The 13752-nt window shown below is 70.9% G+C and carries 14 protein-coding genes; 5 read left to right on the top strand and 9 right to left on the bottom strand.

Going from position 1 to position 13752, the window contains the following annotated elements:
- Positions 1-111: 111 nt before the first annotated feature.
- The 7 genes from ACZ7GZ_RS09070 to ACZ7GZ_RS09040 all read right to left on the bottom strand — a co-directional run bounded on the left by ACZ7GZ_RS09070 (position 112) and on the right by ACZ7GZ_RS09040 (position 6882).
- Positions 112-999, bottom strand: coding sequence for a Cof-type HAD-IIB family hydrolase (locus tag ACZ7GZ_RS09070; protein WP_471022285.1), 888 nt, complete (start codon positions 997-999; stop codon positions 112-114).
- 148 nt (positions 1000-1147) lie between these two features.
- Complete coding sequence (locus tag ACZ7GZ_RS09065; RefSeq protein ID WP_471022283.1) at positions 1148-2050, bottom strand: LLM class flavin-dependent oxidoreductase; 903 nt, start codon at positions 2048-2050, stop codon at positions 1148-1150.
- 42 nt (positions 2051-2092) lie between these two features.
- A complete protein-coding gene (locus ACZ7GZ_RS09060) occupies positions 2093-2563 on the bottom strand; it encodes a hypothetical protein (protein WP_471022281.1) in 471 nt (156 codons plus the stop codon).
- A 22-nt stretch (positions 2564-2585) separates the two neighbouring features.
- Positions 2586-3146: an RNA 2'-phosphotransferase gene (locus ACZ7GZ_RS09055; protein ID WP_471022280.1), complete on the bottom strand. Its 561-nt coding sequence runs from the start codon at positions 3144-3146 to the stop codon at positions 2586-2588.
- Between the two features lie 121 nt (positions 3147-3267).
- A complete protein-coding gene (locus ACZ7GZ_RS09050; RefSeq protein WP_471022278.1) occupies positions 3268-4215 on the bottom strand; it encodes a MerR family transcriptional regulator in 948 nt (315 codons plus the stop codon).
- Between the two features lies 1 nt (position 4216).
- The gene (locus ACZ7GZ_RS09045) at positions 4217-5980 is read right to left on the bottom strand and encodes an SDR family oxidoreductase (RefSeq protein WP_471022277.1); all 1764 of its coding nucleotides are present in this window, start codon (positions 5978-5980) and stop codon (positions 4217-4219) included.
- A gap of 59 nt (positions 5981-6039) precedes the next feature.
- Positions 6040-6882, bottom strand: coding sequence for a M24 family metallopeptidase (locus ACZ7GZ_RS09040; protein WP_471022275.1), 843 nt, complete (start codon positions 6880-6882; stop codon positions 6040-6042).
- A 247-nt stretch (positions 6883-7129) separates the two neighbouring features.
- On the opposite strand from ACZ7GZ_RS09040, the gene ACZ7GZ_RS09035 reads away from it, so the two are divergent.
- The 5 genes from ACZ7GZ_RS09035 (at position 7130) to ACZ7GZ_RS09015 (ending at position 10970) form a co-directional block, all read left to right on the top strand.
- Positions 7130-8113 (top strand): ABC transporter ATP-binding protein, encoded by a 984-nt coding sequence (locus ACZ7GZ_RS09035; protein ID WP_471022634.1) that lies wholly within the window; start codon positions 7130-7132, stop codon positions 8111-8113.
- On the top strand, positions 8103-9011 hold the full coding sequence (locus ACZ7GZ_RS09030; RefSeq protein ID WP_471022272.1) for an ABC transporter permease subunit: 909 nt from the start codon (positions 8103-8105) through the stop codon (positions 9009-9011). The genes ACZ7GZ_RS09035 and ACZ7GZ_RS09030 overlap by 11 nt, the downstream gene beginning before the upstream one ends.
- Positions 9008-9919 (top strand): ABC transporter ATP-binding protein, encoded by a 912-nt coding sequence (locus ACZ7GZ_RS09025; protein WP_471022270.1) that lies wholly within the window; start codon positions 9008-9010, stop codon positions 9917-9919. Before ACZ7GZ_RS09030 ends, ACZ7GZ_RS09025 begins: the two co-directional genes overlap by 4 nt.
- A gap of 10 nt (positions 9920-9929) precedes the next feature.
- Positions 9930-10649 carry an ABC transporter permease subunit gene (locus ACZ7GZ_RS09020; protein WP_471022268.1) on the top strand — a complete coding sequence of 240 codons (720 nt, stop codon included), beginning with the start codon at positions 9930-9932 and terminating at the stop codon, positions 10647-10649.
- A gap of 78 nt (positions 10650-10727) precedes the next feature.
- A complete protein-coding gene (locus tag ACZ7GZ_RS09015) occupies positions 10728-10970 on the top strand; it encodes an SGM_3592 family protein (protein ID WP_471022266.1) in 243 nt (80 codons plus the stop codon).
- 478 nt (positions 10971-11448) lie between these two features.
- Here ACZ7GZ_RS09015 and ACZ7GZ_RS09010 read toward each other — a convergent pair whose 3' ends face one another.
- Entirely contained in the window at positions 11449-12249 is an 801-nt protein-coding gene (locus ACZ7GZ_RS09010) for an HAD family hydrolase (RefSeq protein ID WP_471022265.1), read from the bottom strand.
- Positions 12246-13523 carry a serine--tRNA ligase gene (serS, locus tag ACZ7GZ_RS09005; protein WP_471022264.1) on the bottom strand — a complete coding sequence of 426 codons (1278 nt, stop codon included), beginning with the start codon at positions 13521-13523 and terminating at the stop codon, positions 12246-12248. The genes ACZ7GZ_RS09010 and serS overlap by 4 nt, the downstream gene beginning before the upstream one ends.
- Between the last annotated feature and the right edge of the window lie 229 nt (positions 13524-13752).

Genomic DNA, 13752 nt, shown 5'->3' with positions numbered 1-13752 from the left:
GGCACGGGTGCCGTGACTGACACTCAGGTGCCCGCACCGGTGTGCAGCCGGTCAGTCCGGTGTGCTGGCCACCGACTCACGGAAGCTCACGCATGCCAGTGACCGGCGAGGTCAGAAGCTTTCTGCCAGCAGTTGTTCGATGACGACCGCGACACCGTCCTCGTTGTTGGCGACCGTACGGCCCGACGCCGCGGCGATGACGTCCGGGTGGGCGTTGCCCATCGCGTACGAGTGGCCGGCCCAGGTCAGCATCTCGACGTCGTTGGGCATGTCGCCGAAGGCGACGACCTCCTCGTGCGAGATACCGCGCTCGGCGCAGCACAGGGCGAGTGTGCTGGCCTTGGAGACGTCGGGACCGCTCAGTTCGAGCAGGGCGCTGGGGCTGGAGCGGGTGACGTTGGCGCGGTCGCCGATCGCGAGCCGGGCGAGGGTGAGGAAGGCGTCCGGGTCGAGGTCCGGGTGGTAGGCCAGGATCTTGAGCACGGGCTGGTCGGCGTCCGGGCCATGGGGCGCGAGGAGGTGCTCGGCGGGCAGGAGGTTGTCCGGTATCTCCAGGTGCAGCTTGGGGTAGTCCGGCTCCTGGTGGAAGCCGTACGTCTGCTCGACCGCGAACACCGTGCCGGGTGCCGCCTCGCGCAGCAGGCGCACGGCGTCCAGGGCGTTCTCGCGTGCCAGTTCGCGCACCTTCACGAAGCGGTGGGCGCCGGGGCCGCCGTGCAGGTCGACGACGGCGGCGCCGTTGCCGCAGATGGCCAGGCCGTGGCCGTGCACGTGGTCGCTGACGACGTCCATCCAGCGGGCCGGACGGCCGGTGACGAAGAAGACCTCGACGCCCGCCTCCTCCGCGGCGGCCAGCGCGGCGACCGTGCGCGGTGAGACCGACTTGTCGTCGCGCAGCAGTGTGCCGTCGAGGTCGGTGGCGATCAGCCGCGGACGAACGGCGGCGGACGGGGTCCCGGGCTGTCTGGTCGCTGAGGTCACCCGGCCATTCTCACGCATATGCCAGCACGGCCGTGCGGGACTCCGCACAGATGAGACACAGATGACGCTCAGCGCCCGTCACGCCCGGCGTTCGTCAGCTCTGGTGCCCGTCCGCCCGGACACCCGGACACCCGTCCGCCCGGACTCCCGTCCGCCCGGACACCCGTCAGCTCAGCTCGGCCACGGCCTCCATCGCGATCTGCTCGAAAACCTTCTCGTCGGCGGCGAAGTCGGAGTCCGGGATGGGCCAGTGGATCACGATCTCGGTGAAGCCCAGCTCCTGGTGGCGGCCGGCGAAGTCCACGAAGGCGTCCAGGGACTGAAGCGGCCGGGCCCGGTCCGGGGTGAAGCCCGTGAGCAGGGTCTTCTCCAGGTCGGCCACGTCCCGTCCGGCGTCCGCGCAGGCTTCGGACAGCTTGGCGATCTGCCCGCGCAGGGCCTCGACGGACTGCTCCGGCGTGCCGGACTCGTACAGCTTCGGGTCGCCGGTGGTCACCCAGGCCTGCCCGTGCCGCGCGGCGAGCTTCAGGCCGCGCGGGCCGGTGGCCGCCACCGCGAACGGCAGCCGGGGCCGCTGCGCACAGCCCGGGATGTTCCGGGCCTCGTGCGCCGAGTAGAAGCGGCCCTCGTGTGTCACCGCGTCCTCGGTGAGCAGCCGGTCCAGAAGCGGCACGAACTCGGCGAACCGGTCGGCCCGCTCGCGCGGGCTCCACGGCTCCTGGCCCAGCGCGGTGGCGTCGAAACCGGTGGCGCCGGCGCCGATGCCGAGGGTGATCCGGCCGCCGGAGATGTCGTCGAGGGAGATCAGCTCCTTGGCGAGGGTCACCGGGTGCCGGAAGTTCGGCGAGCTCACCAGCGTGCCGAGGCGCAGCCGCTCGGTGACGCCGGCGGCGGCCGTCAGGGTCGGGACCGCGCCGAACCAGGGCCCGTCACGGAAGCTGCGCCAGGACAGATGGTCGTAGGTGTACGCGGTGTGGAAGCCGAGCTGTTCGGCCCGCACCCAGGCCGAACGGCCGCCTTCGCTCCAGCGGCGGTAGGGAAGGATCACGGTGCTCAGGCGCAGAGTCATGCGTTCGAGGGTAAGCGGGCCTACGGACAACGGCCCAAATGATCACCGAACGCGGCTGCTCAGCCACGGACTGAGCAGGACCATAGGGACGTACTCCTTGTGTGTGCGGTCGCCGGGCAGCGGGACGACCAGGCGGTAGCCGGGCGGGAAGCGGCGCGCCTTGACGTGGGCGAGGCCCTCGAGGACGGAGCGGAGGAAGGCGGGCACGTCGTCGCGCGGGATGTCGTGGCACTCGACGCCCTCGACCGTGATCAGCGCGTCGTCCTCCGGGTAGAGCCGCACACTCACCCGGGGTACGCCGCCGAACTCGACGTACGCCTCGTGCGGCAGGGAGCCGTCGGGGTCCGTGGTCGCCCCGATGCCCGCGGCGCCGCGGCGGGAGGTCTGGTCGGCGCCGATGTCGTGGGTCACCTCGATCTCGCGCGCGTAGTGGGCGGCGAGGGCGCGCAGCGCGGTGACGGCGGCCTCGGTGGTCGGCAGGTGCTCGTGCGAGTGGTCCATACCACCGATCATGACCGCTGGCCGGTGCCGTGTGTCAGTGGGGCTCCGGAAAGCGCAGGTAGCGAGGTGGTACGGCCCTCGTCAGCCAGACTCCGTTGGCGCTGACGCGGAAGACGTGGCCGTCGCGGTGCATGGCGCCGGCGTCGACGGGGAGCACCACGGGGCGACCGCGGCGGGCGCCGACCCGGGCGGCGGTCTCACGGTCGGCGGAGAGGTGGACGTCGTGCCGGCTCATGGGCCTGAGGCCGTCGGCGCGGATCGCGTCCAGGTTCCGGGCGACGGTCCCGTGGTAGAGGTACGGCGGCGGGGTCGCCGGGGGCAGGCCGAGGTCGACGTCGATGCTGTGGCCCTGGCTGGCCCGGATCCTGGTGCCCTCGATCGCGAAGCGCCGCTTGTCGTTGGTGGCCACCACGTGGTCCAGTTCCTCGCGTGTGAACCGGAAGCCGTGCGCGGCGGCCGCGGTGATCAGCGTGTCGATCTCCACCCAGCCTGCCGGGTCCGGAGTCAGCCCGATCCGCTCGGGCTGGTGGCGCAGGTGTTTGGAGAGGTACTTCGACACCTTCACGGTGCGTCTTTCGTCGTATCGTCCGTTCATACGCCCAGCGTGCGGCAGAGGTGCGGATCACGCAGGTTTTTTTGAGTCGCAGGTTTGATCCACAACCAAGTAAGGTTATCCACAGGCGAATTGGCGAATCTGTGGACAAGTGATGTCCCTTTCAGGCCGGTTCACCAACTTCTCCCTCTCGTACGGCGTCTGTAGCCAAGCCAGTCAAGGCGCGTGCCATCACCTCGCGTTCGGCCGCCAGCGCGATGAACTCGGAAACGTGTGCGCGCCCAACAAGCCCTTCCACAGCGTCGATCGTCCTGGCGGGAAGGGTGACCGAACCGACGCCGGACTGCTCCTCCCCGGGCTTCTCGGCACCGAGGTGCGTGCGCAGGTGCCGCGTCGCCGACGAACGCATGGCGCGGGCGAGTTCGGCGTCCACCGTCTTCTGGGCCAGCGGGCGCAACCGGCGCACGAGGGAGGCCGCCTCCGCCGCGTGCGCGTCCGTGCGGTGATCGGGATCGTCCAGGTAGCGTGCGAAGACGTACTCGGTGGTGAACTCCAGGAAACGGGCGGCGATGTGCTCGACCTGCCCCCTCAACTCCCGTAGGTGGCCCGAGAGCGCGGACAGCGGAACCCCTGCGGCGTGCAACTCCACGGCCACGGACAGCTCTTGGGGGCTCGGCACGAGGAACGCGTCGGGATCGCCGTCGATCCGTTCCAGCACACCGAGTTCCACCGCCTCGCTCACGGCGTCGTCGTCGGGTGTGCCGCCGAAGCGGGCGTCCAGCTCGGCGCGCGTGACGCGGTCGGGGCGCTCGTCCGTCCACGGCCCCTCCACCTCGGCGACCAGGCCGAGCACTCCGCCCAGGTCACGGCCGGTGTCCCAGGCGTCCAGCAACTCCTTGATCGAGGCCAGTGTGTAGCCGCGGTCGAGGAGATGGGCGATCTGGTGGAGCCGGGTGACGTGCGCCTCGCCGTAGACGTTGGCCCGTCCCCGGCGCTCGGGCCGGGGGAGCAGACCGCGGTCCTGGTAGGCACGGATGGTCCGGACCGTGGTGGCGGTGCGGTGGGCGAGGTCCTCGATGCGGTAGGTCCGCCCGGGCGCCGGGTCGGTCATGTCACAGCCTCGGCTCCACGCGCGCAATCCGCCGCAACACCCCTGGCAGGAAACGGGACATGAGGTGGGCGCCGCGGGCCTCCGGGGTCACCGGGACGACCGCCCGGTTGCGGGCCACGGCCTCCAGGACCGCCACGGCCACCTTCTCCGGCGGGTAGTTGCGCATGCCGTACAGGCGGGCCGACTTCTTCTGCCGGCGGCGCTCCTCCGCCTCGTCCACACCGGCGAAGCGGGCCGTGGAGGTGATGTTGGTGTTGACGATGCCGGGGCAGATCGCCGTGACACCGATGCCCTGCCCGGCGAGTTCGGCGCGCAGGCACTCGGAGAGCATCAGCACCGCCGCCTTGGAGGTGCTGTAGGCGGGCAGGGCCCGGGAGGGCTGGAAGGCCGCCGCCGAGGCGATGTTGACGATGTGGCCGCCCTGGTCGCGCTCGGCCATCCGCCCGCCGAAGAGACGGCAGCCGTGGATCACGCCCCACAGGTTCACGTCGAGGACCCTGCGCCAGTCGTCAGACGTGGTGGCGAAGAACGAGCCCGACAGGCCGACGCCCGCGTTGTTGACCAGGACGTCCAGCACGCCGTACGCGCGGTGCACCTTCTCGGCGAGCTTCTCCATCGCCTGCTCGTCGGAGACGTCGGCCGTCTCCGCCCAGGCCTCGGGCGCGCCGATCAGCCGGGACAGCTCGGCGGTGCGGACCGCGGCCTCGGTGTCGCGGTCGACGGCCACCACGCGTGCACCGGCCTCCGCGAAAGCGAACGCCGTGGCCCGCCCGATGCCGCTGCCCGCGCCGGTGACCAGTACCAACTGGCCGCCGAACCGGTCGGCGTGGGGGCCGGTGGCCTTCGGTTCGGGGTGGCCGCCTTCCACGGACATGACGAATTCCTCGATCCAGGAGGCGAGCTGGCCGGGCCGGGTGCGCGGGATCCAGTGCTTGGCCGGGAGCGTTCGGCGGGTCAGCCGGGGCACCCACTGCTCCAGGTCGTCGTAGAGGCGCTCGGAGAGGAACGCGTCCCCCTGGGGCGTGATGAGCTGCACGGGCGCGTGCGCGTACGCGTCGGGGCGCGGCCTCGTCAGCCGGGCGCGGACGTTGTCGCGGTACAGCCAGGCGCCGTGCGCCGCGTCGGAGGGCAGCGAGGAGGTCGGATAGCCGCCGGTGGGCATCTTCTCGACCCGCTGGAGGATCTTCGGCCAGCGCTTGCCGAGCGGGCCGCGCCAGGCCAGCTCGGGCAGGACCGGAGTGTGCAGCAGGTACACGTACCAGGACCTGGCGCCCTGGCCGAGGAGCTGGCCCACCCTGCGGGGTGTCGGACGCTTCACGCGCGCGTTGATCCAGTGCCCGAAGTGGTCCAGGGAGGGCCCGGACATCGACGTGAAGGAGGCGATACGGCCCTCGGTCCGGCCGACCGTGACGAACTCCCAGGACTGCACCGACCCCCAGTCGTGTCCGACCAGGTGGACCGGGCGGTCCGGGCTGACCGCGTCCACGACGGCCAGGAAGTCGTCGGTGAGCTTGGCCAGCGTGAAACCGCCGCGCAGCGGCTGGGGCGCCGTCGAGCGGCCGTGGCCCCGGACGTCGTACAGCACCACGTGGAAGTGGTCGGCGAGGCGGACGGCGACCTGCGACCAGACTTCCTTGCTGTCCGGGTAACCGTGCACCAGGACCACCGTCGGCTGCTCCGGGTCGCCCAGCTCGGCCACGCACAGCTCGACCCCGCCGGTCGCCACCCGGCGCTCCCGCGCACCCTTCAGGGTCCCGTCCGCCATCACGTCTGCCGTTCCGTCTGCCGTCACCTTCGCCGTCCCGTTCCCCGTCCCCTCCGCCGTCACTTCTCCTCCGCCCAGCGCCGCACGTGCGGCAGGTCGTCGTCCAGCCAGAACGCGCTCTCCTCGGGGTCCGTCGAGTCCGTGACCACGAGGATCTCCTCGAACTTCGCGCCCGTCCCCCGGAAGCCGAGGTGCGGTTCGACCGCCCACAGGCCCGGCTGCGGCGGATGGTCCGAGAAGCGGTACGGCGACCACAGCGGGGACCAGCCCTCGCGGTGGCCGTGCAGCGCGTCGGCGGCCAGGCCCTTCAGGGACTGCGTGCCGAACCCGAAGAGACGGGGGGAGAAGCGGCGCTGCTTCACGCGGTCCACCTTGTGGGCGATCACGCCGAACGGGTACGCGCGATGCCGGTTGGCGCAGCCCTGGCGGACCATCAGCCGGTCCACGTCCTCGTAGATCTCGCGCAGCGGGCGCCTCTCGCGCACCTCGCGCAGGATCAGCTCCCGGTGCGCCTCCAGGTCGGCCATCAGCCGGTCCTGCACCGGGTTCACCCCGAGGGAGCCCGAATAGCCGATGTCCGCCGTGTATCCCTCGTACACCGGCGCCATGTCCAGGATGAACGGCATCCCGGGCTCCAGGGCGCGGTCGGTGGGGAAGAACTGCAGCGGGATGCGGAAGTTCACGAACGCCGTGCGGTCGCCGAACCAGGCGAACGGCAGGTGGAACCAGTCCCGCACCCCGCGCTCACGCAGCCACTCCCGCTGCATCCGCGCCGCCTCGCGCTCGGTCACACCCGGCTCCAGCCGCGCCGCGACCGCCTCCGCACACTCGTAGGCGAGGCGCTGCACCCGCCTGAACCCGCCCAGTTCCACGGCGGGTTCGCTGCTCACTGCCCTCGTCATGCCGCCCCGTCCCGTCGTGCCGTCGACTCGTCCTGCCGACCGCGGTACGTGTCCGTAACTTGACACTGGTGAATGTGACAGTTGTTAGAGGCGGCGTCAATAGGCGGGTCGGCGACCTGTGGACAACTCGCGGTAACCCTGAGGCAGGGCATCCCCTAGGGCCCCGTAATACCTGGGTCTGACGCGAAGACGGCTCTGAGGTCTGACGACCGGCGTGCTCCGGATCACTACCTTCGTAGGCGTGACTGTGATCGCGACCGAAAGCCTGAGCAAGCGGTTCCCCCGGGTGACCGCGCTCGACCGGCTGTCCGTGGACATCGGGCCCGGTGTGACCGGACTCGTCGGAGCCAACGGCGCCGGCAAGTCCACCCTGATCAAGATCCTGCTGGGTCTGTCCCCCGCGACCGAGGGCCGCGCCGAGGTGCTCGGCCTCGATGTCGCCGCCAAGGGCGGCGACATCCGCGAGCGCGTCGGCTACATGCCGGAGCACGACTGCCTGCCGCCCGACGTCTCGGCCACCGAGTTCGTCGTGCACATGGCGCGCATGTCCGGCCTGCCGCCCACCGCCGCCCGCGAGCGCACCGCGGACACGCTGCGCCACGTCGGTCTGTACGAGGAGCGCTACCGCCCCATCGGCGGCTACTCGACGGGCATGAAGCAGCGCGTGAAGCTCGCCCAGGCGCTGGTGCACGACCCGCAACTGGTGTTCCTGGACGAGCCGACCAACGGCCTCGACCCGGTCGGCCGGGACGAGATGCTCGGCCTGATCCGCCGCATCCACACCGAGTTCGGGATCTCGGTGCTGGTCACCTCCCACCTCCTGGGTGAACTGGAACGCACCTGCGACCACGTCGTGGTCATCGACGGCGGCAAGCTGCTGCGCTCCAGCTCCACCACCGACTTCACCCAGACCACGACCACCCTCGCGATCGAGGTCACCGACAGCGACACCCATCCGGACGGCACCCGCGCGGTCCGCGACGCGCTCCACGCACGCGGGGTGGACACCCACGCCGAGGGCGCGGGCCTGCCCGGCGCCGGACACATCCTGCTGCTGACCGCCCAGGGCGAGGAGACCTACGACCTGATCCGGGACGTCGTCGCCGACCTCGGGCTCGGCCTGGTGCGCATGGAGCAGCGCCGGCACCACATCTCCGAGGTGTTCACCAGCGCGGACGAGCAGGACAGCAACGACGAGCAGTGGAAGGAGGCCGTCGGCCATGGCGGTTGAGCAGCCCCTGACCTCGCCCGCGGGCGACCAGACCCGCATCCACGACATCGGCTACCGCGGCTACGACGGCCCCCGCCTCGGCCGCGCCTACGCCCGCCGCTCGCTGTACTCGCAGTCCCTGCGCGGCGCCTACGGCCTCGGCCGCTCGGCCAAGACCAAGGTGCTGCCGATGCTGCTGTTCGCGGTGATGTGCGTGCCCGCCGCCATCATGGTGGCCGTCGCGGTCGCCACCAAGGCCCACGAACTGCCGGTGGCCTACACACGCTACGCGATCATGATGCAGGCCGTGATCAGTCTGTACGTCGCCGCGCAGGCACCCCACGCCGTCTCCCGCGACCTGCGCTTCAAGACCGTACCGCTGTACTTCTCGCGGCCCATCGAGACCGCCGACTACGTCCGCGCCAAGTTCGCCGCGCTCGCCTCGGCGATCTTCATCCTCACCGCCGCTCCCCTGCTCGTGATGTACGTGGGCGCGCTGCTGTCCAAGCTGGGCTTCGCCCACCAGACGAAGGAATTCGCCGAGGGACTGGTCTCCGTGGCCCTGCTCTCCCTGCTCTTCGCCGGCATCGGCCTGGTCATCGCCGCCGTCACCCCGCGCCGGGGCTTCGGCATCGCCGCGGTGATCGCCGTCATGATCATCTCCTACGGCGCGGTCAGTACGCTCCAGGCCATCGCCGATGTGCAGAACCACTCCAGCGCGATCCCGTGGATCGGCCTGTTCTCGCCCGTCACGCTCATCGACGGCGTCCAGTCGGCCTTCCTGGGCGCGACCGCCCGCAACCCCGGAGCGGTCGACCCGTCGGCCGGTCAGGGTGCCGTCTACGTCCTGGTCGTCCTCGCTGTGATCGCCGGCAGCTACGGCCTGCTGATGCGCCGCTACAAGAAGGTGGGCCTGTGACCACGCTCAGCATCGACCACGTCTCCCGCTGGTTCGGCAACGTGGTCGCCGTCAACGACATCACCATGACCATCGGCCCCGGTGTCACCGGCCTGCTCGGCCCCAACGGCGCCGGAAAGTCCACCCTGATCAACATGATGGGCGGCTTCCTCGCCCCCTCCACCGGCACCGTCACCCTCGACGGACAGCCGGTGTGGCGCAACGAGCAGATCTACCGGCACATCGGCATCGTCCCCGAACGCGAGGCGATGTACGACTTCCTCACCGGCCGCGAATTCGTCGTCGCCAACGCCGAGTTGCACGGACTCGGCGACAAGGCGGCCCAGCGGGCCCTCGCCACGGTCGAGATGGAGTACGCGCAGGACCGGAAGATCTCCACGTACTCCAAGGGCATGCGGCAGCGCGTGAAGATGGCGAGCGCGCTGGTGCACGACCCGTCGCTGCTCCTGCTCGACGAGCCGTTCAACGGCATGGACCCGCGCCAGCGCATGCAACTGATGGACCTGCTGCGGAAGATGGGCGACGAGGGCCGCACCGTGCTGTTCTCCTCGCACATCCTCGAGGAGGTCGAGCAGCTCGCCCGGCACATCGAGGTCGTCGTCGCCGGACGGCACGCGGCCAGCGGCGACTTCCGCAAGATCCGCCGGCTGATGACCGACCGCCCGCACCGCTATCTGGTCCGCTCCAGCGACGACCGCGTCCTCGCGGCCGCGCTGATCGCCGACCCCTCCACGGCCGGCATCGAGGTCGACCTGACCGAGGGCGCGCTGCGCATCCAGGCCGTCGACTTCGGCCGTTTCACCGCCCTGCTGCCGAAGGTCGCCCGGGACCACGGCATCCGGCTCCTCACGGTCTCGCCGTCCGACGAGTCCCTGGAGTCCGTCTTCTCGTATCTGGTCGCGGCGTAGGAGGCCCAAGATGTACGACCCCACCGTCGCCCGGCTCACCTACCGGGCCCTGCTCGGCCGGCGCCGGGCCCTCATCCTGGGCGCGCTGCCGCTGCTGCTGATCGTGCTCTCCGTGGCCGTGCGCGGCCTGACGGGAGCAGATGACCAGACCGCCGCGGACGTGCTCGGCGGCTTCGCGATCGCCACGATGGTGCCGATCATCGGTGTCATCGCCGGCACGGGCGCGATCGGCCCGGAGATCGACGACGGCTCCGTCGTCTATCTGCTGTCCAAGCCGCTGAAGCGGCCCGCGATCATCTTCACCAAGTTGATCGTCGCCATCGCCGTGACCATGGTCTTCTCAGCGGTACCGACCCTGATCGCGGGCCTGATCCTCAACGGCAACGGCCAGCAGATCGCCGTCGCCTACACGGTGGCCGCACTGGTCTCCTCCATCGCGTACTCCGCGCTCTTCCTGCTCCTCGGCACGGTGTCCCGGCACGCGGTGGTCTTCGGGCTGGTCTACGCCCTCGTCTGGGAGGCCCTGTTCGGCTCCCTGGTGCCCGGTGCGCGCACGCTGAGTGTCCAGCAGTGGTCGCTGGCCGTCGCCCACAAGATCGCCGGCGGGGACCTGGTGACCTCGGAGGTGGGCCTGCCGACGGCCACCGTGCTGCTGGTGGCGGTCACCGTGCTGGCCACCTGGTACGCCGGGCAGAAGCTGCGGACGCTGAAGCTGGCGGGCGAGGAGTAGGCCTTTGGCGGCTTGACGGGGAGTTCATACCGGTCCGGGCACACTGAACACAGCGGACGAACGGCTAGGAGGCCGCTGATGGCAGAGGAGACACGGGGGAACGACGGGCACGGGCGGCCCGAGGGCGATGTCTGGGACGGGCCGGTCCTGGACGAGGACTTCGTACGTGCCGCCGAGACCTCCGAGCCGTCCGCCCGGGCCCGTATGCTCGCCGCCCGCTGGCGGGCCGAGGACCCGGAGCCCCAGCCGTGGCGCTCCGACGAGCCGCCGGCGGGCTGGTTCTTCAGCAAGGCGCGGCGTCGCAGGTGGCGCCGCCGGTAATTCGGTGGCGCCCAACTCGGCGGCGGGGCAGAGTGGTTGTGTCCCATCCGCCGGGAGTGTCCCGGCGTCACGAACCGGGAGTGGAGGTGGGCGATGTCCATGCACGGCAGTACGCCCAGCTCCCGACAGGGCAGCCCGAGGCCGGCTCCGGTGTAGTTACCCCACCGTCGAGCCCAAGGGGCAGCCCGGGGCGGCCGCTTCGAGCACGTGAGCGCTGCGCTTGCGTGGGCCGCCTTCCCTGTGGCCCTCTCTTGCAAGGGGGCACCTACGCTGGGGCGGCCGGACGAGTTGCGCGACTCGGCGCTGACAAGGCGCCGCTGCGCCCACCCGTGCCGCCCCAGCGGCACGACGGCCCGCAGCGCCGGCGGAGCCCCGCGAGCAGACGGAACTGCAACCCCTCAGGGGCGCGGCGAACTGCGCGACCGCGGCTCACCACGGCCCGCACCCGGCGACGGACAGCAGGCCCGGCGGCGCAGCCCTATGCCAGCAATCTCTCCAGCACCACAGCGATCCCGTCCTCCTCGCTGGAGAGGGTCACCTCGTCTGCCACCGAGCGGAGCTCCTCGTGGGCGTCTCCCATGGCCACCCCGTGGGCGGCCCAGGCGAACATCGGGATGTCGTTGGGCATGTCGCCGAAGGCGATCGTGTCCGCGGCCTTCAGGCCCAGCCGGCGGGCGGCGAGGGACAGACCCGTGGCCTTGGACAGGCCCAGCGGGAGCAGTTCCACGATGCCCGCGCCCGCCATGGCGACCGTGACGAAGCCTCCGGCGGCCTGCCGGGCGGCCTCCGCCAGCTCGTCGTCGCCCATCGTCGGATGCTGTACGTAGATCTTGTTGAGCGGGGCCGTCCAGAGGTCGGACGCGTCGGTGAACGGAGTGGCCGGGAGGCTTCCCGTGACCGCATACCCCGGGCCCACCAGCACCTCGCCGTCCAGACCGTCCCGGCTGGCCGCCAGGTACAGCGGGCCCACCTCGGCCTCGATCTTGGCCAGGGCCACGCCCGCCAGCTGCCGGTCCAGGGTCACGGACGTCAGCAGGCGGTGCGCGCCGGCGTCGTAGACCTGCGCGCCCTGGCCGCAGACGGCGAGGCCGTCGTAGCCGAGGTCGTCCAGGATGTGCCGGGTCCACGGGACCGCGCGGCCGGTGACGACGATGTGGGCCGCGCCCGCCGCGGTGGCCGCGGCGAGCGCGTCACGGGTGCGCTGCGAGACCGACTCGTCGGAACGCAGGAGCGTTCCGTCGAGGTCGGTGGCGATCAGTCGGTACGGGAAGCCGGTCACCTGGCGACCGGCTCCAGGACCTCCCGGCCGCCCAGGTAGGGGCGCAGCACCTCGGGGACCCGGACGGAGCCGTCGGCCTGCTGGTGGTTCTCCAGGATCGCCACGATCGTGCGCGGTACGGCGCACAGCGTGCCGTTGAGCGTGGCGAGCGGCTTGACCTGCTTTCCGTCGCGGACGCGGATCGACAGGCGGCGGGACTGGAACTCGGTGCAGTCCGAGGTCGAGGTCAGCTCGCGGTACTTGCCCTGGGTCGGGATCCACGCCTCGCAGTCGTACTTGCGGGCGGCCGAGGAGCCGAGGTCACCGCTGGCGACGTCGATGACGCGGAACGGCAGCTCCAGCGAGGTCAGCCACTGCTTCTCCCACTCCAGCAGCCGCTGGTGCTCGGCCTGGGAGTCCTCCGGCGCGACGTAGGAGAACATCTCGACCTTGTCGAACTGGTGCACACGGAAGATGCCCCGGGTGTCCTTGCCGTGCGAGCCGGCCTCGCGGCGGAAGCAGGGCGAGAAGCCGGCGTACCGCAGCGGCAGCTTGTCGGCGTCGATGATCTCGTCCATGTGGTACGCCGCCAGTGGGACCTCGGAGGTGCCGACCAGGTACAGGTCGTCCTTGTCGAGGTGGTAGACGTCCTGGGCCGCCTGGCCGAGGAAGCCGGTGCCCGCCATGGACTGGGGACGGACCAGCGCCGGGGTGAGCATGGGGGTGAAGCCGGCCGCCGTGGCCTGCGAGATCGCCGCGTTCACCAGGGCGAGCTCCAGCAGCGCGCCGACGCCGGTGAGGAAGTAGAAGCGGGAGCCGGAGACCTTGGCGCCGCGCTCGACGTCGATCGCGCCGAGCAGCTGGCCCAGCTCCAGGTGGTCCTTGGGCTCGAAGCCCTCGCCACCGAAGTCACGGATGGTGCCGTGCGTCTCCAGCGTGACGAAGTCCTCCTCGCCGCCGACGGGCACGTCGGGGTGGACGAGGTTGCCGAGCCGGAGCAGCAGCTCCTGGGTCTCGGCGTCGGCCGCGTCGCGCTCGGCGTCGGCGGCCTTGACGTCGGCCTTCAGCTGCTCGGCACGCTTGAGCAACTCGGCCTTCTCGTCGGCGGTGGCCTTGGGGATCAGCTTGCCGAGCTGCTTCTGCTCGGCGCGCAGTTCGTCGAAGCGGACGCCGGAGGACCTGCGCCGCTCGTCGGCAGACAGGAGAGCGTCGACGAGCGCGACGTCCTCTCCACGGGCGCGCTGGGACGCGCGCACACGGTCGGGGTCCTCACGGAGCAGGCGAAGGTCAATCACGAGGCCAAGGCTACCGGTGCCCGGTTGCCGCTCACGAATCTCTATTCCGACGTGTTCTGATTCGCGGCTTACGTTCCGTTATGCCGTAATTGCCGAGCGTGTCAAGGAAAAGTGTCTCACTCCCTGGGACGGGGCATCCCCCGGGCCTCCGGTTGACTGGATTCCCTTGGGGGGAACGGGACTTGGCGGGCCGGTTGTCCACAGAAATCCACACCCGCCGAAGAGTTAT

It is taken from the genome of Streptomyces sp. NPDC037288 (assembly GCF_055603265.1).
Note: the sequence above shows the minus strand (reverse complement) of the source record. Positions and strands in the feature narration are given on the sequence as shown.

What these genes read in the sequence shown, in the direction of transcription:
- ACZ7GZ_RS09070 (WP_471022285.1), bottom strand. Translation starts at nt 999, where the DNA reads ATGCGTGAGAATGGCCGGGTGACCTCAGCGACCAGACAGCCCGGGACC.
- ACZ7GZ_RS09065 (WP_471022283.1), bottom strand. Translation starts at nt 2,050, where the DNA reads ATGACTCTGCGCCTGAGCACCGTGATCCTTCCCTACCGCCGCTGGAGC.
- ACZ7GZ_RS09060 (WP_471022281.1), bottom strand. Translation starts at nt 2,563, where the DNA reads ATGATCGGTGGTATGGACCACTCGCACGAGCACCTGCCGACCACCGAG.
- ACZ7GZ_RS09055 (WP_471022280.1), bottom strand. Translation starts at nt 3,146, where the DNA reads ATGAACGGACGATACGACGAAAGACGCACCGTGAAGGTGTCGAAGTAC.
- ACZ7GZ_RS09050 (WP_471022278.1), bottom strand. Translation starts at nt 4,215, where the DNA reads ATGACCGACCCGGCGCCCGGGCGGACCTACCGCATCGAGGACCTCGCC.
- ACZ7GZ_RS09045 (WP_471022277.1), bottom strand. Translation starts at nt 5,980, where the DNA reads ATGGCGGACGGGACCCTGAAGGGTGCGCGGGAGCGCCGGGTGGCGACC.
- ACZ7GZ_RS09040 (WP_471022275.1), bottom strand. Translation starts at nt 6,882, where the DNA reads ATGACGAGGGCAGTGAGCAGCGAACCCGCCGTGGAACTGGGCGGGTTC.
- ACZ7GZ_RS09030 (WP_471022272.1), top strand. Translation starts at nt 8,103, where the DNA reads ATGGCGGTTGAGCAGCCCCTGACCTCGCCCGCGGGCGACCAGACCCGC.
- ACZ7GZ_RS09020 (WP_471022268.1), top strand. Translation starts at nt 9,930, where the DNA reads ATGTACGACCCCACCGTCGCCCGGCTCACCTACCGGGCCCTGCTCGGC.
- ACZ7GZ_RS09015 (WP_471022266.1), top strand. Translation starts at nt 10,728, where the DNA reads ATGGCAGAGGAGACACGGGGGAACGACGGGCACGGGCGGCCCGAGGGC.